17 protein-coding genes are annotated in these 21102 nt (G+C 47.8%); 6 read left to right on the forward strand and 11 right to left on the reverse strand.

What is annotated here, in order from left to right; genetic code table 11:
- Window positions 1-6: 6 nt before the first annotated feature.
- Window positions 7-1107 (reverse strand): glycosyltransferase family 9 protein, encoded by a 1101-nt coding sequence (locus Pan241w_RS12210; protein WP_145215768.1) that lies wholly within the window; start codon window positions 1105-1107, stop codon window positions 7-9.
- Between the two features lie 291 nt (window positions 1108-1398).
- Between Pan241w_RS12210 and Pan241w_RS12215 the strand changes: the two genes are divergently transcribed.
- Window positions 1399-2031 carry an EF-hand domain-containing protein gene (locus Pan241w_RS12215; protein ID WP_145215771.1) on the forward strand — a complete coding sequence of 211 codons (633 nt, stop codon included), beginning with the start codon at window positions 1399-1401 and terminating at the stop codon, window positions 2029-2031.
- 108 nt (window positions 2032-2139) lie between these two features.
- Here Pan241w_RS12215 and Pan241w_RS12220 read toward each other — a convergent pair whose 3' ends face one another.
- Complete coding sequence (locus Pan241w_RS12220; protein WP_145215774.1) at window positions 2140-2937, reverse strand: enoyl-ACP reductase FabI; 798 nt, start codon at window positions 2935-2937, stop codon at window positions 2140-2142.
- 199 nt (window positions 2938-3136) lie between these two features.
- Between Pan241w_RS12220 and Pan241w_RS12225 the strand changes: the two genes are divergently transcribed.
- The 4 genes from Pan241w_RS12225 (at window position 3137) to secD (ending at window position 8997) form a co-directional block, all read left to right on the forward strand.
- Window positions 3137-4180 (forward strand): type II secretion system F family protein, encoded by a 1044-nt coding sequence (locus Pan241w_RS12225; protein WP_145215778.1) that lies wholly within the window; start codon window positions 3137-3139, stop codon window positions 4178-4180.
- Window positions 4181-4244: 64 nt separating this feature from the next.
- The gene (gene tgt / locus Pan241w_RS12230; RefSeq protein ID WP_145215780.1) at window positions 4245-5363 is read left to right on the forward strand and encodes a tRNA guanosine(34) transglycosylase Tgt; all 1119 of its coding nucleotides are present in this window, start codon (window positions 4245-4247) and stop codon (window positions 5361-5363) included.
- 193 nt (window positions 5364-5556) lie between these two features.
- On the forward strand, window positions 5557-5910 hold the full coding sequence (gene yajC, locus Pan241w_RS12235; RefSeq protein WP_145215783.1) for a preprotein translocase subunit YajC: 354 nt from the start codon (window positions 5557-5559) through the stop codon (window positions 5908-5910).
- Between the two features lie 108 nt (window positions 5911-6018).
- Complete coding sequence (gene secD / locus Pan241w_RS12240) at window positions 6019-8997, forward strand: protein translocase subunit SecD (RefSeq protein ID WP_145215786.1); 2979 nt, start codon at window positions 6019-6021, stop codon at window positions 8995-8997.
- Window positions 8998-9158: 161 nt separating this feature from the next.
- On the opposite strand, the gene Pan241w_RS12245 is transcribed toward secD, so the two are convergent.
- The 3 genes from Pan241w_RS12245 to tsaB form a co-directional block, all read right to left on the reverse strand.
- Window positions 9159-10385 carry an amidohydrolase family protein gene (locus tag Pan241w_RS12245; protein WP_145215789.1) on the reverse strand — a complete coding sequence of 409 codons (1227 nt, stop codon included), beginning with the start codon at window positions 10383-10385 and terminating at the stop codon, window positions 9159-9161.
- Window positions 10386-10443: 58 nt separating this feature from the next.
- On the reverse strand, window positions 10444-10767 hold the full coding sequence (locus Pan241w_RS12250; RefSeq protein WP_145215792.1) for a DUF6793 family protein: 324 nt from the start codon (window positions 10765-10767) through the stop codon (window positions 10444-10446).
- A gap of 268 nt (window positions 10768-11035) precedes the next feature.
- Window positions 11036-11764: a tRNA (adenosine(37)-N6)-threonylcarbamoyltransferase complex dimerization subunit type 1 TsaB gene (gene tsaB, locus Pan241w_RS12255; protein ID WP_145215795.1), complete on the reverse strand. Its 729-nt coding sequence runs from the start codon at window positions 11762-11764 to the stop codon at window positions 11036-11038.
- 234 nt (window positions 11765-11998) lie between these two features.
- Between tsaB and Pan241w_RS12260 the strand changes: the two genes are divergently transcribed.
- A complete protein-coding gene (locus tag Pan241w_RS12260) occupies window positions 11999-13867 on the forward strand; it encodes a chloride channel protein (RefSeq protein ID WP_145215798.1) in 1869 nt (622 codons plus the stop codon).
- 16 nt (window positions 13868-13883) lie between these two features.
- On the opposite strand, the gene Pan241w_RS12265 is transcribed toward Pan241w_RS12260, so the two are convergent.
- From Pan241w_RS12265 to gap, 6 genes are all read right to left on the reverse strand, one after another.
- Window positions 13884-15854 carry an ATP-dependent helicase gene (locus Pan241w_RS12265; RefSeq protein WP_145215801.1) on the reverse strand — a complete coding sequence of 657 codons (1971 nt, stop codon included), beginning with the start codon at window positions 15852-15854 and terminating at the stop codon, window positions 13884-13886.
- 81 nt (window positions 15855-15935) lie between these two features.
- Entirely contained in the window at window positions 15936-17054 is a 1119-nt protein-coding gene (locus Pan241w_RS12270; RefSeq protein WP_198000483.1) for a serine/threonine protein kinase, read from the reverse strand.
- Window positions 17055-17266: 212 nt separating this feature from the next.
- Window positions 17267-18124, reverse strand: coding sequence for an acetyl-CoA carboxylase, carboxyltransferase subunit beta (accD, locus tag Pan241w_RS12275; RefSeq protein ID WP_145215807.1), 858 nt, complete (start codon window positions 18122-18124; stop codon window positions 17267-17269).
- Between the two features lies 1 nt (window position 18125).
- On the reverse strand, window positions 18126-18800 hold the full coding sequence (locus tag Pan241w_RS12280; protein ID WP_145215810.1) for a histidine phosphatase family protein: 675 nt from the start codon (window positions 18798-18800) through the stop codon (window positions 18126-18128).
- 15 nt (window positions 18801-18815) lie between these two features.
- On the reverse strand, window positions 18816-19520 hold the full coding sequence (gene rpe, locus Pan241w_RS12285; RefSeq protein ID WP_145215813.1) for a ribulose-phosphate 3-epimerase: 705 nt from the start codon (window positions 19518-19520) through the stop codon (window positions 18816-18818).
- A 276-nt stretch (window positions 19521-19796) separates the two neighbouring features.
- Window positions 19797-20816, reverse strand: coding sequence for a type I glyceraldehyde-3-phosphate dehydrogenase (gene gap / locus Pan241w_RS12290; RefSeq protein WP_145215816.1), 1020 nt, complete (start codon window positions 20814-20816; stop codon window positions 19797-19799).
- Between the last annotated feature and the right edge of the window lie 286 nt (window positions 20817-21102).

Below are 21102 nucleotides of genomic sequence, written 5' to 3' on the forward strand. Positions count from 1 at the left end.
ACCGGCTTATGCTGCTTTCCCGGTTCGTTGCGCTGAATGCCTGGTAATCAACCGGAACAGCGCTTGCCAGACGCGACCAATTTCCAGTTCTTCCATGCAGCATAAATTTTGTGGACCGCGCTTGGGGCAGCGTTTCTGATAGCTGCCTGCACAGTCAACATTGGTTGAAACAAGTTCATGCTGATCTCCCGGTGGTCCCGAGCGAAGTGAGCTGGTGCATGTGAAGATGCCTGTGACGGGGGTTCCCAGCCCTGCAGCCAGATGCATCGGGCCGGAATCATTCGTCAGCAGGAAGTCGGACTCGATGAGCACCGCTGCCAGTTGTTTGAGTGTGGTTTCCCCAGCCAGATTGATCACGTTGCCGGTTGGCACGAACTTGTGCAACAATTGTTCGATATGATTGGTCAATGGTCGTTCATCCGCGGTTCCCACCAGAACGATATTGCTGCGGAAGTGACGGATTGCTTTCGCACCGACTGCCGCAAAACTTTCGGGGGGCCAACGCTTGGTAATCCATTGTGCGCCGGCGTGAATTGCCAGCGTGGGAGCCCGGTTTTCCTGGCATGAGAGTTTGCTTTTGGCCCAGTTCAGATCTTCTTCGCTGAGAGCGAGGTCTGTTTGTCGTTTGGTTTCACCTAGTCCCAGCGCGTCTGCAACGCGCCAATATTTCAGATATGCGGGGACCAACCGTCCGGTATCGGGAATCGTCAGGTTGTAGGCCAGATGAGATCCTTCACGAGCGGCTTCGATGCCAATTCGCCATGGAGCACGTGTCGCTGTGGTCATGATGCCTGTTCTGAGTAATCCCTGCAGATCAAGCACAAGATCAAATTGACGTTGTTTCAGATCTTTCAGAAAGCTCCACCAGTAACGAACTGAGCTCCGTCGGCTGAAGGGGATAATGTGATTGATGTGCGGATGCCCTTCCAACAGATTGGCAAAACTGTCTCGAATGATCCATGAAATTTCGGCGTTGGGGAAGCGTTCTCGCAGGACCGGCAGAATGGGCAGCGTCTGTACGACATCACCGAGGGCACTGGGTTTGATAATACAAATCCGTTTGGCTTCAATTTGATTCAGTTGAGATAATATGTGCTGTGAACTCATCCGAATTGTCTAATCACTAAGAACTCAGGGTTTGTTTGAACAGGCAATGCCAGCGGGCCACGCATCATAATGGGAGAAGCGGAATTGTGGCAAGGTCAGCTTGGTGAAACGATTTTTTAACAAATGCTTTATTTACAAGGGGATCGTGCATTGAAAGATTGTGAATCGAGAGAGTTTTTTTGAGAAATTGCGAAACCAATCGTTTCCAGACGCGTTTGATTTCTTGTGAAGTCAATCAGATACAGGAACTTGTTCCTGTTCCTATTTTTTAGTGCATGAGGAGTTGCCTTGATGAAAGTAAGCCTGTTAGCAGTATCAGCATTTGTATTGGGAATGGCTGTTTTGTCCGGAAATTCAGTTACCCAGGCCGAAGAAGGAAAAAAAGGCCAACGGCCGAGCCGTGAAGAAATCCTCAAGAAGTTTGATAAAGATGGTGATGGAAAGCTGAGTGAATCAGAGCGTACGGCAGCCAGAGCAGCACGTCCCAAAGGAAATGGTCCTAAAGGGGGTGATGGGAAAGGCCGTCCGGGCTTTAATCGGGAAGAATTCATCAAAAAATTCGATAAGAATGGCGATGGGAAATTAGACGAAACCGAACGCAAAGCCGCTCAAGCTGAGAAAGCCAAAATGGGCCAACGCGGACCTCGAATGAGCCGTGAAGAATTGATCAAGAAGTTCGATAAAGATGGCGACGGAAAATTGAGCGAAGCGGAACGTCAGGAAGCTCGCAAGACATTGGGGCAAGGTCGCCGTCCTGGAATCAACCGCGAAGCAATGCTTAAGAAGTTTGATAAAGATGGTGATGGCAAGCTGAACGAAGAAGAGCGTAAGGCTGCCAGAGCAGAAATGATGAAGAACCGTTCGAAGAAAGGTGCTGGTAAAGGACCTAAAGGTGCAGGCAGAAAAGGGAGAAAGAAGCCCTAACGCAAAAACGGATAATTGAAAACATTGCTGTGGCTCGACTGGTCAGCCAGTGATGTGAACAAGAAAGCCGACTGGAACTGATTCAGTCGGCTTTTTTCTTTTTAAAAGCTATGTTTGCTCTGATACGATTTCTTTGTCGAAATAATTGGTTCCCATCCCCGCATCAATGACGATTCCCTGGGAATTAATCCCTGATGAGCGGGGGCTGAGTAAAAACGCGACGGTATCAGCGACTTCTCTGGTCTGGACTGCTTCCTTGCGGAGGGTTGCCTTTTCCGCAAACAGGTAACTATCGACATAACCAGGGATGCCGGCCGAGGCAGATGTTTTCAGCAGGCCGGGACAGACTGCATTGAAGCGGACTTTGGAAAAGTTGGAGAAGGATTTGGCAAGAAAACAGATAGAGGAGTCCAACGCCGCTTTGACCGGGGCCATATAGCCATAGTTTTCGGCAGCCATCCGCGTGGTTGAGATGGAAATGGTCACCACACTCCCCTGCTCTGGATCAAGAAGCTGACTGAATGCATTTGAAAGCGCCGTTAATGAGAAGCAGGAAATATCGACTGCCTGCAAGAACGCAGCCCGCGGTGTTTGGTGAAACGGAAGCCAGCCCGCGGAGTAATCAGCAAAGGCGATCGAATGCACTAAGCCATGGATCACGTCGTATTGTTGACTGATATCTGTGGCTAACTGGTCAATTTCCTGTTGATGCTCCACATCACAGACAAAGATCGGTGCGTGTTTGAGCAGTTTGGATAAAGATTCTCTGCGGGCTTCAGAGCGAACGACATAAATGACTTCCGCGCCTGCTTCTTCCAGTACTTTGCCGGTCTGATAGGCAACGCTTTTTCGGTTGGCGACTCCAAAAATCAGAATCCGTTTTCCAGCCAATTGCAAAAAATCCATCAAGCATCTTTCCAAAGATCGATAAAACTAAACAAATCTGGTCTACCGAGGGTTCACTCTGACAAATTTTCTTTTTTTTCGCAATGTGGAAGAGATTGTCACTCTCAGATATGTCGTAATTCGCAATAATGAACAGTATCTCAAGTAGTATTCTTCGGCTTCCTGTCTGTTTCTTTTCGATTCCCTGAAAGTTGTTTTCATGTTCAGAGCACGCGCTTCATTGAAATCATTGTCGCTGTTTTGTCGATCGTTAAGTACGATGCTGGAGTCGGGGGTTTCAATTACCAAAGCATTCCAGTTAGCCGGGAAAAAAATCGGTGATTCCCGCCTGCAGCAATCCGTACGTGAGATCACAGTCGAATTAAAATCCGGCAATGATGTCACCTCAGCCATGCGGAAACAGGGCGATTTCTATCCTGAACTACTGGTGAATATGATCAGTGTGGCGGAACAGAGTGGCGGGTTACCCGAAGTCTTAAAGGCTTTGTCGGAACACTACGATCATCTATTGCAAATGCGGAAAAACTTTGTCCGGCTCATCGCCTGGCCTGTCTTTCAGTTTACTGTGGCGATTCTGGTGATTGCTTTGATGATTCTTATTTTGGGGCTGATCGCCAGTGGTCAAGGCGGGCAGCCGATGGATGTGCTGGGGCTGGGTTTATCAGGTCCGAGTGGCGCGATGATCTGGCTGACATGTACGTTCGGTTCGATTTTTGTCCTGTTTGTCGCTTATCAGGTGTTAGATCGTTTGTTCGGCGGGAAACGTTACTTTCATGGTCTGTTTCTGAAAATTCCCGTTGTGGGCGGCTGTATGCGTTCGTTTGCGATTGCCCGATTTTCCTGGGCATTTGCACTCACCCAGCAGGCCGGAATGAATATTCTGGATTCGATCAAAGCTAGTCTGCAAGCAACGGGAAATGGGGCATTTATTGCGAAAATTCCTCAGGTGAACGGCGCGGTCAACGACGGAGAGCATCTCACGGAGGCCTTGGCGGAAACGCATCTGTTTACAGAAGAATATATTCATATGGTGGATGTGGGGGAGACATCTGGGACCATTCCGGAAACGTTGCAGCGATTAAGTCCGCGTTTTCAGGAAGATGCACAGCGGAGTCTGGCGACATTGGCTGCGGTTCTTGGTTGGCTGATCTGGGCGCTGGTTGCGGCATTTATCATCTTTGTTGTCTTCCGGATCGCTTTCTGGTATCTGGGGATACTTAACGATGCCTTGCAGCATGTCTGACATGCCCGTTTCCGCATCCTCTGATTTATGATTAACAACGTATTCTTCTGAAGAGAAAGTTAAAGTGTCTCATTTTCAATTTGAACTGATCCATACCGATTCCCGGACCGGAGCACGTGTTGGTCGCTGGCATACGCCGCATGGAATCGTGGATACCCCTGCTTTTATGCCTGTTGGAACTTTGGCATCGGTGAAAGGGTTACTGCCTGAGCAACTCAAACAGGTCGGAACGCAGCAGGTTTTGGCCAACACCTATCATTTGGCGCTACGTCCCGGAGCCGAGATTGTGGAAGAGATGGGTGGGCTGCATGAATTCATGAACTGGGACGGCCCAATTCTAACTGATAGTGGCGGGTTTCAGGTTTTCAGTCTGGCCCAGCTAACTAAGATGGATGATGAACAAGTTGTGTTTCGTTCTCATATCGATGGCAGCTTATTCGAATTATCACCCGAAAAGGCAGTCAAGATTCAGGAACAGTTGGGAGCAGACTGCATTATGTGTCTGGATGAATGTCCGCCTCATGATGTGCCGCTGGAAAAAATGCAGGATGCCGTCGATCGCACCACAAACTGGGCTGCACGTTGCCGGGATGCCCAGAAACGGGATGACCAGGCGCTGTTTGGGATTGTTCAAGGGGGAACTGATCAGAAGATGCGAGAACGTTCTGCTGAAGGCTTACTTCCCCTGGAGTTTCCAGGATACGCTATCGGCGGTTTGAGTGTGGGGGAAAAGCCTGAGGATATGTACTCCACTTTGGATTTCACGACCCCCATGCTGCCTGTGGAGAAACCCCGCTATTTGATGGGGGTGGGCCGCCCTTCTGACCTGATCGAGGCGATTATCCGTGGCGTGGATCTGTTTGATTGTGTGATGCCGACCAGAAATGGGCGAAATGGGATGGCTTTTACCAGTCAGGGACGGGTGAATTTACGTAATCAAAAACATGCCAGAGATCCCAATCCTCTGGACCCTGAATGTGATTCCCCTGGGTCAAGAGACTATAGTCGGGCTTATTTGCGGCATTTATTCATGTCTCGAGAGATGTTGGGGCCTATTTTGATTTCTCTGCACAACATTGCCTTTTATCAAAAATTGTTGCGAGATCTGCGTCAGGCGATCCTCAACGATCAAGTTGAGGAGTTTAGGGCGGTTCACCTTGCCCGTTGGAACGCATCTTTCTAAGATACAGCTTACAAGATCGTTTGATAACTCCTGAAATTGTTTAGGTTTGGGCCAATTCAGATTCGTTTGCAGAGTCTTCAGATGCGGAATTGCATCTGAGTACGGGCATACGTGATCGGGAATTTCGTTCTCCTAAGTAGTTAGAGATTATTACTTTAAGGGGATGGCTTTACAGCCCTTGGAAAAAATTTTAATGAACATTCTATTGACCACACTATATTTTTTGGCTGATGAAGCACCTGTAAAAGAGGGTCCTGCTCCTTCACCGATTTTTCAATTTCTGCCGATCATTGCGATCGTCATTTTCTTTTATTTCATTATGTTTCGCCCCCAGCAAAAAGAACGGGCCCGTCGTGAGAAAGCCCTTGGCGAACTCAAGAAAAATGATCGGGTCGTGACCATCGGCGGGATCATTGGCACGATTGCCAACATCTCGGAAAAAGAGCAGGAAGTAACATTGAAAATCGATGATAACTCCCGGATTAAGATGAGACGAAGTGCCATCCAGGGGCTTTATCAGGAAGAAAACAAAGAATCGACCAGCTAGTTTCTAAAAATTCTCTGAGAATCAGTATCTGACACCAATGTGTCAGTTTAAATCTTCATTGCCGAATGAATCGGCCCATACAAACAGAATAGTTTCGGGACTAATTGAATGACAGGGATTGATTTCCACTCAGCAGCATTGCTCGCTGCAGAAGTGACTGAAAAGACGACATCACAGGTTTCCGGGGGGAGTATTCTTCTCGTACTTGTAATCGTATTCGTATTACCATTTGTTCTGGGAGTCGTCATTGCTCGTGCTCTCAAGCTCAAAGACTTTTCACGCAAAATTGGTCTGGTGTTATTCACCGCCGTGATTGCTTCGACCCCCTTTGCCTGGCAGATTGCCAACGGACACGACTGGCGGAATGCCATTCGTCTCGGTATTGACTTGGCCGGTGGTTCAAACATGGTATTCGAAGTTGATGAAGGCCGAAGTGAAAAAGAGCTTTCCAACGAAGTGATGGATCAGATGGTCGGCGCGATTGGCCGCCGAATCAATCCTTCCGGAACGGAAGAAGTGACGGTTCGCAAAGTCGGTCAGAACCGGATCGAAGTGATCGTTCCCGGAGCAGACAGTGATGATGTTCAACGCATTAAGTCTCTGATTACCCGTCTGGGAAGTCTGGAATTTGATATTGTGGCAAATCGTCGCGATCATGCCACGATCGTCAATCGTGCCTTGGAAAGCCCCGGAAAAGATATTCGGGACGGCGAAGGCCGTGTGATTGCCAGTTGGCGCGAAGTCAACGGCGATGATTCTTATACCGAAGACCAGATGGTTTCGCGGCCATTCACACGCGAAGATGGAACTCAGGGGGAAGAGGTTCTGGTGATTATTGAACCGAATCCAGAGCGAAAGGTCACCGGTAAATATCTGGTGCGTGCCCGACAGTCGACAGACCAGAACGGCTCTCCTGCCGTAGCGTTTACATTCAATGCCCGAGGCGGCACATTGTTTAGCCAGCTCACCTCAAAAAATCGCCCCAGTAAAGACGGATTTCACCGACACTTGGCTGTGTTACTGGATGGCAAAGTGCATTCCGCACCACGCTTGATTACGACGATTGGTGCCGAAGGACAAATTACAGGGCGGTTCACTCAGAAAGAAATTTCTGACTTGTTAAATGTTTTGAATGCTGGTGCATTAGAGGTTCCCTTGAAGCCGGAGCCTGTCTCTGAATTTTCCATCAGTCCGCTACTGGGGAGCGATGTTCAGGAAAAAGGGAAGCGGGCAATCGTGATTGCGGCGATCACCGTTATTCTGTTCATGCTGATCTACTATCGTTTTTCCGGTCTGGTCGCCAATATCTGTTTGACTCTGAACCTGTTGCTGGTGATGGGAACGATGTCGTTCATCAATGCAACATTTACCCTGCCCGGTTTGGCCGGTCTGGTGTTAACGATTGGTATGGCCGTCGATGCGAACGTGTTGATCTTTGAGCGAATTCGTGAAGAGAAAGCTCGTGGTTCCAGTTTAAGGATGGCCATTAACAACGGTTTTTCACGAGCATTCACGACGATCGTGGACGCGAACCTGACGACGCTGATTGTTGCCGTCGTGTTGTATATTATTGGGACCGATCAGGTACGTGGGTTTGCCGTTACGCTCTTCATCGGGATTGTGATGAGTATGTTTACCGCATTGTATGTGGGACGCATCATTTTTGATATTTTCGAACGCAAACGCTGGATCAGCGATCTGAAGATGATGAGTATCGTCGGCAGCACCAGTATCGATTTCATCGGTAAAAAAATGGTGGCTGCTACATTCTCCATTGCACTGATTGTGATTGGAATGGGGGTTGTCGTTACACGTGGTGAAAAGAATCTGGATATCGATTTTACCGGTGGAACGATGGTTACATTTGAATTCGAAGATCAACAAGAGATCGACGATGTTCGTGGATTATTACAAGGCGAGTTTGGCAACAGTATTACTCTTGAGCAATTACAGCTTTCCAACGATCCTGCTTCTGAGGGGCGTTTTTTCCGTTTGCGTACTACAATGAACGATGCGGATAAAGGGGAAGAGGAAGCCAAAGCCGCTGATTCCATTCGAGAAAAGTTGAATCTGGCTTTCAAGGATTCTGCTCATAAGTTACGAAAAGTAACCATGGAATATGGTGAGGTCAAGCCGCTTACAGGTAGCGAGGATTCTCCCGCTGGTGCCGAAGTGGAACTGACTTTCAGTAGTGAAGTGAAACCTTCTACTGTTGATAATTATCTGAAAGAAGCCATTGCAGAAATCAAGAATGCAGATAAGACTCCCAAATACGATCGCATTCCCGACTTTCATTTGACAGGCATCACTGCCGACAAAGAAGGTGCAGATGCCGAATCTAAAGAGTCGAATCGCTATAAAAAGATGAAAATGCAAGCCGGGCCAGATCTTCTGGTAGATGATTTAAAGATAGCACTTGCTTCGATGCAGGCTGTGATGGAGACGACGGCAATTCTGGACGAGGTAAACAGCTTTGACAGCTCAGTCGCCAGTGAAATGCAGGAATCTGCTTTACTAGCTATGTTGATCAGTTTAATCGCGATTGTGGCTTATGTCTGGTTCCGATTCCAGAGAATTACCTTTGGTTTGGCTGCTGTTGCTGCTCTGGTTCACGACGTTCTCGTGGTGCTGGGGTTGGTTGCGTTGGGAGCCTATTTAAGTAATACCGGTTTAGGACTTGTGCTGGGGCTGAATGATTTTAAGATCAACCTGCCGATGATTGCGGCCTTCCTGACGATTGTCGGTTATTCGTTGAATGATACGATTGTTGTCTTCGACCGGATTCGCGAAGTACGAGGGAAGAACCCGGCTCTGACCACGACAATGGTCAATGAGAGTTTGAACCAGACCCTCTCACGAACCTTGCTGACATCGATTACGACTCTGATTGTAGTCTTGATCCTGTATGCCATCGGTGGTGAGGGAATTCATGGATTTGCCTACTGTCTAGTTCTGGGTGTGTTTGTTGGTACTTACAGTTCGATCTACATTGCCAGCCCTGTTCTGCTCTGGCTGATGAATCGTCCTGGAAGTGCGACGGCGCGTGCCACTCAGCAAAGTGAAAAACAGGCGAGTGTCAGCAGCTAAGCGACTCGTTTGACTGCGGTCAAAGAACGATTCAATAGAGAATCATCGAGGCGGGAGTTGATCAAAAGATCGGCTCCCGCTTTTTCGATGTAGCAAAGGCAGAACTCACTTGAAGTTTTGGCGAATGCGATTTGCAGTCGACATTAAGGTTGCTGGAATATTTAGCGGACCTGACGACCTTCTATGAATACCGCTTCCACGGAACCCGGAAACGTAATCCCTTCAAAGGGAGACCAGCCGCATTTAGTTTTCAGGTCTTCTCGCTTGATCGTGACTGGCTGTTTCAGATTGAGGACGGTCAGACTGGCAGTATAGCCGGGCTCAATTTTGCCGAATTTCTTAGGCGAGATATATGGATTTACAAAATCGCCCGGGTTTTCTGAGCAAAACAGAGCGGCCTGTTCGGGGGTAAATTTTTGATCCAGAATCAGCCAGGTGACAAACGCGCCGAAGGTATCCAGATGCGGTTGTCCAGAGATCCCCTGCTCGTTTTCTTCCAGCGTATGCGGTGCATGATCGGTGGCAAGATAATCAAGTGTGCCCTCGCGGAGTGCCGCCAACATGGCTTGACGGTCTGAGATGGTTCGCAAAGGCGGATTCATTTGCATTTTCCCCCGATTCTCATCCGTCAGATCGCTCTGGTCGAAGTAGAGATGATGGGGAGTGACTTCACAGGTAACCTTCACTCCACGGCTTCTGGCTTCCCGAATGAGTGGCAAGCCTTCCCCTACCGAATAGTGGCAGAGCTTGCCTTTGAGGTCATATTTTTCGATCATCTGCAGGGCAAAACGTGTAGCCGAGATCTCACACTCTGTCGGCCTTTTCGCTTCATGTGTGGCTGCATCAGCGTGTTCTTCCAGCAAGATCGGATCTTCACAGTGAAAACTGACGTTGCAACCACGATAATGTGAGAGTGTTTCGTCGAGCTGCTCCAGTGTTTTGAAAAACAGGTCTCCTACACTGGGGCCCATGTATGCTTTATAAGGGACAGCAAATGTAAGTGGACGGGTTCCCGGTCCGATGCCCGCATACAGCGTGAAATGAATTGGTGGGTTGCGTTTTTCCAGATGTCGGGCTTTTTCGAGGTAGCTTTCATCTGTGATCGGTGGGACCGGATTGTTCGGCATGTCGGCGACATGGACAACCCCGCCATTGATGGCGGCAGCACCTGCGGTGCAAAAATCTTCTTTGTAAGTTTGGGACTCACTCACATCATCGCGGGCATGGATATGAATATCACCCATGCCGGCGAAGATCAGACAATCATCAGAAAATGTGATATCTGCCTGGCCCAAGTTGGTGCCTACATCGACAATAAAATTACCGTCGACTCGAATCTGGCTTTTGAATGTGCCTGAAGAACTGACGAGCGTTCCCTGTATGATCATCGGATAGAAGTCGTTCTGTGAGTGCTATGGTCGTGGTCTGATGTTGTCTTAGTTTTGATTACCAGCCAACTGACATATTGGTTTCGATTGCGAGTTGGGCCTCGTGTAAGTCGGCACCTGTATCGCGCATATAAAGCCGGATCGCGTGCACTTTGTCACCGGAAGCCTTGAACAGACATTCGCGTGCCATATCGCAGGGCTCGGTATGCCCTTCGATGCCCAGCAGACGTTTTGAAATGACCCACATGTCGCGCGGACGACGTGTGACTCTCAGGATTTCATCCTCAGGGTAATTTTCTTGAGCAGCATGTTCTGCTTCCTCTTGAGTATTAGCCCAGCCCACCATGATATGTGCGTTTGTTTCAATCTCATAAAGAGCCATAATTCAACTCCAGTCTGAACAATGGAAAAGTGAAAATCTGACGAACGACGACGAATAACAGGACTCTTTCGAATTTGTCGCGGCAGTTCATAAACGCAGGAGTCTGAAATCGAATATTTCCCAGACCAGTATTATAGCCAAGCTGGATTCCGGGTGAGAGTGTCTTCTTGGAATTGTTTCGAGAAAATAACAAATCCAGATTTCTGAATTGATTTCCTCCTCCCTCGCCACTCACGAAGGGAAAGATCTGAATAAGAAATGTTCTGGATCAATCTGTCTGGTTCTGATGCTGTGCGTCCCATTTTTCTTCCGCAGCACTTTTACGCAGATAAAAGGGAGTCAGATTCCAGGTTTCATTGAGAGATTCGTGTTGCTCAGGCGGGCTGTTTTGATGAATTCTTCCCGTGATTTCAGCGATTTTGGCAGCAACGGGGAAGCGATATTCTGGTTCCAGAAGCTGCACTTCGCTTAAGGATGTGGTTTCAAGCAGTTCGATTCCAGGGCCTGAAATTGCCTCGCCAGGAGTGAGGGAACGACAAAAATCAGTCATTTCATGTAAGCTGATTTCCGAAGTTTGTTGCCATTGATTGTCTGAAAGTTTGACATATTTGCCAACAAACAGGTCTCCCCGTTGTGCATTGGAGATCACATAGGTTTCCTGAATCTCGGGTGGGCTGTTGAGGGCAATCGCTTCAAACGTATCGATTCCCAATACGGGGCAGTTTGTGACGTAGCCGAAGGTTTTTGCGAACGTTGTGCCGATTCTCAGGCCCGTAAAGCTGCCGGGGCCGCGGCTGACTCCGATTCCTGTGATTTGACTTGGCGATATTTGGAGTTCGTCCAGCAGTTTTTTTACTTCAGCAACCAGAGTTTGCGCATGCTTTCTCCCCTGTTGTTGCAAATCAATCTGCACAATTTGCTGCTGGGGACGATAGACCGCGATGGACCCACGATGCGCCGAAGTCTCAATACCTAAATAAAACTGGGGATTTTCCACTCTGACTCAATTAATATACATCGAATAGACATCGAAAAGGAGATGCAAATCGGTTAAAACCAGTTAAAGTATGACATACTCCAGTGGTCCTTCCAAGTCTCCTACCTGGAATTTGTCAGAGTGTATTTGATAAAGAAATAGCAATCATTGCCTCCGATGTAAATCAAACGTGCAGATTGTTCTTCTGGCATACAGGCGAATTTCTAACCACCTTCCAGATTGTTACATTTTAAGATGACTTACTTTAAAACATTTGGTCAATTTCTGACATCATTCGATCTGAAAACGAATAGTAAATGGTTTGTGCTTTCCGTTTTGATTGGCGTCGTTGCTGGCTTGGGCGCCATTGTGTTTGATGTGTTAACTCAAGTCGTCCAGCATAATACACTGGTTTCGATCGCTGGTTTTGATCACCCGCAAACGGTAGGTGAGCATTCCATTTATGAAGATTCAGACAAGGTAACTCACGTTTCACCTTGGTTGATGTTAGTCGTGGTTACAGCTGGCGGGCTGGCTTCAGGCTTGATTGTCTATAATTTCGCGCCCGAAGCAGAAGGTCATGGGACCGATGCAGCTATTGACGCATTTCATAACAAGCGTGGCATTATTCAGCCGCGCGTGCCCATTATTAAAACCATTGCATCTGCCCTGACTTTAGGAACTGGAGGTTCCGGTGGACGTGAAGGTCCGATTGCGCAGATTGGTGCTGGCTTTGGATCCTGGGTAGCAGGTTTATTAAAGCTTTCGGCCCGTGATCGAAGAATCATGCTTGCTGCAGGAGTGGGGGCTGGAATTGGTGGGATTTTTCGTGCCCCGCTGGCGGGCGCTTTATTTGCCGCAGAGATTCTCTACAGCAATGCTGATTTTGAATCGGATGTCATTGTCCCGGCGGCGATGTCTTCGATCATCGCTTACTCTGTTTATTGTCTTTCGCTTCCTCAACATCTGCGATTTATGCCACTGTTTGGAGACAGTTTGCATCACACGGTCGATTCGCATGGGGAATTGATTCCCTATACGATTTTATCAATCGTTCTGAGTTTGGCTGCCATCTTTTATGTGAAGACCTTTTACGGGACCAATCGCATCTTTAAATCATTGCCGGTCAAGCCGATGTTCCGACCTGCGATTGGTGCCTTGCTGACGGGGCTAGTGGGAATTGGCATGTATTTTCTTTTTGAAAAAGATATACGTGCATTATCAGTCATGTCAACCGGCTATGGAGTTCTACAGGATGCGTTGACTTCGGCGGCTGGTCTCAGTATCCCACTACTCCTTACGATTGCATTTGTCAAAGTATTTACGACCTCGTTTACGATTGCTTCTGGTGGTTCTGGTGGTGTGTTTGGCCCATCAATGGTGATTGGCGGCTGTGTTGGTACTGCGACAGGGCGAATTTTACAGCAGCTTTGGCCTGAACTTGTCACTCAGCCGGAGGCATATGGGCTGGTGGGGATGGCTGGCTTTTTTGCCGGAGCCGCACACGCGCCGATTTCGACTATTATTATGGTTTCAGAAATTACCGGGAATTACTCGTTGTTACTGCCAACCATGCTGGCCTCAACGCTCTGTTTTGTGCTGTGTCAAAAAGTGCACCTGTATCAGAAACAGTATCCCAGCCGCCTCGAATCTCCTGCGCATCGTGGAGATTTTCTGGTTGATGTGCTTGAGGGTAGTCGGGTTTCTGACGTGTTTGATCCGGAGAGAAAAATTCAACTGATCCATGAATCGAAATCATTGGATGAAATCGTGCATTCGCTGGCAGGAACTCAGCAGCATTACTTCCCTGTTGTAGATGATACTGAAAGAATTATCGGCATCTTTTCGGAAGATGATGTTCGCGCTTACCTGTATGATGAGACCATCTGGAAGCTGGCCGTGGCGCGTGATATTATGCAGTCTGATTTTGTCAAAGTCAGTCCGGATGACGATTTGAATACAGTGATGCAGCGTTTTACTTCAATCAACGTTGAGGTGTTACCCGTCGTCGATGAGCAAGATCCAGGAATTCTACTGGGGATGCTGAACCGTAAGGAAACAATCGGTTACTATAATCAGCAGTTAATGAAGTGTAAGCGCGCCGGTGAAGAATGTGATGAATAAGGGGAAGAATGAAAGGCTAATCTTCATCTGTCTTGCGCATTTCAAACAGGAAGCGTGAAGGAAGTGTGGGTTGTTTTTTTCCCCATTTTGTGCGTGTGACAGCACGACTTAAAGTCAGGTAGTCCTCTGCTCGGGTAATGCCGACATAAGCAATTCGTCTTTCTTCTGCAATTTCGCTATCTGTTCCCTCAACAGAGCGTTTATGTGGCAACAGGCCTTCTTCCATACCAACTAAATAGACACGCGGGAATTCCAGTCCTTTCGCGCTATGCAGTGTCATTAGCTTGACGGCATCTTGTGCCAGTTGATCTTCTTTTTCATTCAAGTCGTCCCGATCTCCCAGTGCAGTCTCTTCCAGAAAACCGATCGGTGTAGGGTTCTTGGAACGTTGGCAGTATTCATTAATGGATTCGATAAATTGTTCAAGGACCACAATGCGGGACTGTTGTTGTTCAGAAGTTTTATATTGTTTCTTGATTTCCGATTCATAATCGATCTCCTTGATCAAGTCGTGCATGATACGGGCAAGATCATGTGGAGAACGTTCGAGGCGTGCTCGATAGCGTTTGAGCAAATCGTGGAATCCGTTGAGCGCAGAACTGGCGCGTGCACTTAGCTCGTTGGTACTTTGAGCTTCAGCCACCGTTTCCCAGAAGCGATCCCCTGCTTTGACGGACTGATTGACCAGTTTTTCGACGGTACTGTTACCAATGCCCCTGGTCGGTGTATTGATGATCCGCAGCATAGACAGTTCATCATGGGGAAATGCCAGGGTCTTGAGATAGGCCAGTAAATCACGGATTTCACGGCGATCAAAAAATGACTGGCTGCCGATCAGTTGATAGCGGACATTCGTGCGACGTAATTCCGTTTCAAACACACGAGGTTGTTCATTGGTCCGGAACAAGATCGCAAAATCGCGAAGGGGGACTTCTTGCGCTTCGTGCAAATATCTGATTTCGCCGACAATTTTTTCCGCTTCAGTTAATTCGTCAGGCAGTTCCAGGAATCGAACGGGCGACCCCATTTTCTTGTGTGCAATCAATTGCTTTTTGTGTCGATCGCGATTGTGTGCCACGAGTCGGTTGGCCATATCAATGATTTTGTCTGTGCAGCGGTAATTACTCTCAAGCCGCACTACTTTGGCACCGGGGAATTGCTGTTGGAATCCGAGGATGTGCCGCACTTCCGCGCCGCGCCAACCATAAATGGACTGATCGTCGTCGCCGACCACGCACAGATTCTGATGTGGTTTGACCAGTGCACGAATCAGATTAAATTGGGAGAGGTTGGTATCCTGGTATTCATCAATCTGGATATAGTCAAACTTGCTTTGGGTGCGTTCCAGTGCCTCGGGGGAAATCGAAAACAGTTCATTGGTCAGCATTAATAAATCATCAAAATCCACTGCACCACTGGATCGTAATTTGGTCTGGTATTTTCGATATGCCATCGCAGCGAGAAAGTCAAAATCATTTTCCGTGTGATTGGTGGCCTGTTCCGGCGTCACGTTTGCCATCTTCCAGCTGCTGATACGATTCAACAAATCGCCCGGCCGCAGGCTTTTATCATTCACACGAATATCACGGAGTGCAGAGCGCGCTGCCGATTCCTGGTCGCCGCGATCATAAATCACAAATTTCTCGGGATATCCCAAGACTGAGATCTCTTCTCGTAAAACTCGCACGCAGAGTGAATGGAATGTTGAGATAAACGGTTTCGCAGGCAGCCGTTTCCCCAGTAAGAGATTCATCCGCTCCTGCATCTCTTTGGCTGCTTTATTCGTGAATGTCACAGACAGGATTTTATTGGGAGGGACTCCTTGCCGAATGAGTTCGACCATGCGATAGGTGATCACTCTGGTTTTTCCGGTACCAGCGCCTGCTAATACCAGGAGTGGGCCTTTGAGGGTCGAGGCCGCTTCACGCTGAGCCGGGTTGAGTGATGAGAGGTGGCTCGATTGATTCGCACTGGTAGAAAGGGGCATGAAACCTGGTCAATTTTCGAAAGATGAAACGAAGACGAAATCTATATCATCGAAAGATGATTCAGTTCAGATGAGTTGAATTCAGGGATTCTCATCCGGATTCTTGCGTTTGGGTTTTGGAGTAGGTTTTTTCTTTGAGGGACTCTCTTTTTTTAAAGGAGCGTCCTGAGCATCGTTTTTTTTGATTTTCTTTTTCGCATGCGGAGGTCGTTTAGCCTGTAATGCGGTCTGGTCGTCAGCCGTTTTTTTCATCGGAGGCACAGCAGCTGTTTTGGGTCCTGCTGTCTGCATTTTCGCCGATGGTTTCGATTTTGAATCCCTCAACTGCTGGCGATTTGTTTTATAAGCCTGCTTGAGAGGTTCGAGCATTGCTTCCATTGTTTGCCAGCGATCTTGTGGATAGAGCTCAAGGCCTTTCATGATCGCTTCTGCTACCTGAGGATTCAGATCAGGCAACAGCTTTTGAATATTTTCGGGTGGCGTGTTGATGTGCTGCAGGACGGCATCCAGAGTTTCTGCTGCTTCCCAGGGCAATCGTTTGGTCAGCATCTCATAGCAGGTAACGGAATAGGAAAAGATGTCGATCTTCTGGCTTGTCTTCTGGCGTTTAATCAGTTCCGGTGCCATATAGGCGGCTGTCCCTGTTCGATTTCCTGGTTGCAGAAAGGCTGCTGTATTAGGGACAACCAGGCCAAAGTCGATTAGCTTCAATTGATGCTCATTATCGACCATGATATTGCGCGGACAGATATCACGGTGAATCCAGTTTTCCTGATGGAAATAGTGAATTGCCTCACCCAGCTGGATCATGTACTTCAGGCAATTCGTTCGCATATCCTCATTTTGGGCTTCGACGAGATAGCTGAGGCTGTAGCCTTCAATAAATTCCATTACCAGAAATTGTTCGTTCTCAGTTGTGATGCCATGCTCAAAGGTTTTGACGATATTTGGATGATGAAATTGCACAGCAATTTCGCCTTCCTTGGGTTTATCGAGACCGACAAAACGTGCTTCGAGTTCCTCTGTTTTTTCTTTATGCAGGACTTTGAGGGCCACGATCTTGCCTGTATTGTAGTCGCGGGCACGCCAGACCTTGGACATGCTTCCCTGACCCACGCGTCCGATCAGCTCAAAACGCTGTTTGATATTCACGCGAGGAATGCGGGGCTGTTTTGAAAAGAAACGCTTTAGAAAGTTCATGCATTCACCAGAAAGCAAAGGGTGAATTCAGAGCAAATCCGAATTCCCAGCTTAGTAGAAAAATAACCAGCCCGCTCCCGATAGTATAATTGTCTTAACGGAGATACGCAAAGCGTTACTACCCAAAGCTTTTGATTCTGCAGGCGAAACTTCACCTGGGTGCATGAGAGGTGGAATCGTCGATTTCAAAATCAGTTCACATTTCGGGGGAATCAAACACAGTAGTCAATCAGGCGTGCTAATTCCGATCGCAGTTTGGGTCTGGGAATAATTCGATCGACAAATCCATGTTCCAGCAGAAATTCGCTGGTCTGGAATCCTTCGGGCAGAGGCATTTTGATCGTGGCCTCAACGACGCGCGGTCCGGCGAATCCGATCAGTGCCTTCGGCTCAGCAACAACAATATCACCCAGTGAAGCGAAACTGGCCGCCACGCCTCCCATGGTCGGGTTAGTTAAAACAGAGATAAACAGGCCCCCTTTTTCATGGTAGCGTCCTAAGGCAGCAGAGACTTTTCCCATCTGCATTAAGGAGAAAATACCTTCATGCATTCGAGCACCACCTCCTGAACCGCTGATGATAATCAGCGGGAGTTTGAGCTCGGTGGCCTGTTCAATGGCGCGTGTTAGTTTTTCGCCGACAACGGAGCCCATGCTGCCCATAATGAACGAAGAATCGGTGATGCCCACAACCAGGGGGCGCCCCCGCATATATCCCCGTCCGACGACACAGGCGTCTTTCATGCCGGTTTTCTTTTGTTCAAGGATAATGCGGTCTTTGTAGGTTTTATTCTTATCTGCAAATTCCAGGGGGTCACCTGCCGTTAGATCAGGAAACCATTCTTCAAAACTATCAGGGTCTAACAGCTGTTGAATCCGGGTTTGGGCGGAAATATAAAAATGGTGGTCACATTCAGGGCAAAGTCCTAACCCCTGCTCGACCTGTTTTCTGAAAACCGTTGCATTGCATTCAGTGCAGCGTAACCAGAGCCCTTCCGGAACGCCGCGCTTCGGGCGTGAAGATGAATGGCTTAACCATGAATCAACATTAGACTTAGGGGCAGAACTCATTTTACTTAGCCTCCTCGAACCGCCATTTTTCGTCATGGCTTCCCTGATCTTGTTGCGAATCCTTCTTTTCAGATTGATCGTCAGAATTTACCTGTTTTGAATCACTTTTTTTCGGAGGTGACTCAAGAATTTCAAACATTTCATTCTGACAAAAGCGACCGCTGTGCTCAAACGAAATTCTTTCTTTTTGCTCATTTCTCAACAAGCAGGAAATAATCGTGGCCAGTGGCTCGGAGGCAACGATTGCAAAGTTTTGTTTCTTTTTCAAGTACTTCTGCAGTGTTTTCTCAACGCGTTTGACTGCTTCTGAAGCAAGCTCCCCTTCAGGAGGGCAGACTGTTTCAGGTGATTCAGTCCACTGTTTTAGGAGTTTGGGGTATTTACGGCGTACTTCTTCGTATTCCAGCCCCTGCCAAAGCCCTTGGTTGAGATTCTTCAGCCCCTCTTTTTCTTTGACTGGTACGCCGAGGTTTTCGCCGAGTTGTTCGGCTGTGGAACGCGCAGGCTCTGAAGATGATGTGATGATTGTTTCAATACCGGAATTTTCGATCTTGGGCAGCAGATCTTTGACTTGGGCTTCCCCTTCTTCGTTCAAGGGAAGATCCAGGGTTCCCTGAATTCGTTCATATTTATCAAAGTCTGTACAACCAGGACGGATAAGTACCACAGTGGGCATTGTTTCAAATCTCTTTTATGTTAAGGAAGCTGTTTGGCTCTTCGCCTTTTCAACCAGGTTGTTTACAGCAATCGAATAATCTGCCTGGCTGAATAGTGCGCTGCCGACAACAAAATAGTTTGCACCAGCAGCGGCTGCTTCAGCAATTGTTTCTGTACCAATTCCACCATCAACAGAAAGAATGGTTTCTTTGGAAATCATCGTTTTCAATTGTTTGATTTTAGGTAAGCTTGATTCCATGAATGACTGACCGCCAAAGCCTGGTTCGACACTCATCACCAGAATCAGGCCACAGGATTCAAGGTACGGTTCAATCATCTCGACGGGAGTTTTGGGGCTGATCGCTAATCCTGGCACGACTCCCGATTTTTTCATGTGATCCAAGATGTCTTGAGGATCAGGTACGGCTTCGATATGGACTGTGATCGAATCGCAGCCTGCTTTGATATACTCATCGATATACTTTGCCGGATTGCTGACCATTAAATGGGCATCGAAGAACATTTTCGTCAGAGGTCTGACTCGTTCGATCAGCAGTGCTCCATATGAGAGATTGGGGACGAAGTGCCCGTCCATCACATCCCAATGAAGCACTGAGGCTTCAGCCGCCTCCAATAATTCAACTTCCCGGTGAAGATTACCGAAGTCACACTTCAGCATCGACGGAGCAATGACTGGCGAAGATGTATTCAATTTACTCTGAAGTTTTTGGTTTATCATAGAATTCAGGAATAATATACAATTCAAAGCCAAAAGCAAGTTCTTTGAATCATGAGATCGATTTGATCATTGGGTTTCAAATGTGAGAGGAGACGTCGATTTTATTATAAGCGGGCTATTTTGACGATCTTGTTGAGCAACGTCTAGTCGAAAGTCAAAACGCATGTCCTAATGATTAGTGCCTGTCGGGTTGAAAAACAGCCGAGATGTCTTCCATCTCGGCTGAATTCTCAGTTTGCTCTATGGCTTTTGAATGCATTAAAGCCCTTCTATAGACTATAGTTGCGCCAGACGAGCGATCATGTCAGCGGTTCGATTTGAATAACCGTATTCGTTATCGTACCAGCTCAAGACTTTGAGCATATTTCCACCTATCACTGTGGTCCAACTGGAGTCAAAGATCGAGCTATGCGTATTTCCAACGATATCGCTGGAGACAATCGGATCGGTATTATACTCAAGAATTCCCTTGAGAGGGCCTTCTGCTGCAGCCTTCATGGCGGCATTGACGTCCTCGGCTGTGACATCTTTGCTGAGGTTCACGACCAGGTCAGTAATACTGCCAACCGGAACGGGAACACGAAGACTCAATCCAGTCAACTTACCATTCAGATCAGGTAAAACCAGGCCAACTGCTTTTGCAGCGCCTGTCGTAGTTGGGATGATGTTGATCGCAGCAGCTCGTGCACGAAGTGGATCTGCGTGAAGCTGATCTGAGACTCTCTGGTCGTTGGTGTAAGCGTGGACTGTCGTCATCAAACCATGTTCAATACCGAAGTTTTCATGGATGACTTTAGCCATGGGAGCCAGGCAGTTTGTCGTACAACTGGCGTTCGAGACACATTTGTGATCTGCTGTCAGCTGGTCATCGTTCACACCGAAGACAACAGTCATGTCTGGTGTGTCTTTTGCTGGAGCAGAAATCACGACTTTCCGCGCACCTGCTGTCAAGTGGCTGTCGTAGCCGGGGTTACCATCTGCTTCTCGTTTGGTGAAGAATCCGGTTGATTCCAGTGCCACTTCCACTCCCAGTTCTTTCCAGGGGAGTTCGCGAGGGTCACGTTCTGCACAGACGCGGACTTTTTTCCCATTGACAATCAGGTCACTTCCGTCAACGTCGACTGTTCCGGGGAAACGCCCCTGGACACTGTCATATTTTAAGAGCAAAGCCAGTTTTTTGGGATCTCCCAAGTCGTTGATGGCGACTACTTCAAATTCATCCGGTCGCGCTGCAAGCGCTCTGAATGTAATCCGGCCGATGCGTCCAAAACCATTGATACCAACCTTTACGGGCACGAGACTAACTCCTTAGTTCAAATAAAAAATAGATGTTTATTGTTAACGGCAGTCACGTTGGAAAACAATTCCTTGTGGATCTGGTTGAGACTGCCGCTGAGCTTTCAATCGGGGTGGATTGTAATAGTCTCAGGACAGCCACACAACCGAACGCAGAGTCTCGTTTAACTTCTTAATAATTGAATGTTCTTAATAATGTCGAGGTTGCATCACCCATCCTCGAATCTACTCATGACTTTTTGTTAAATTTGCAGGGATCTTTCAGGTGTTCGTCTGTGATTTCGAT

The sequence above is a fragment of the Gimesia alba genome, from assembly GCF_007744675.1.
Classification (GTDB): domain Bacteria; phylum Planctomycetota; class Planctomycetia; order Planctomycetales; family Planctomycetaceae; genus Gimesia; species Gimesia alba.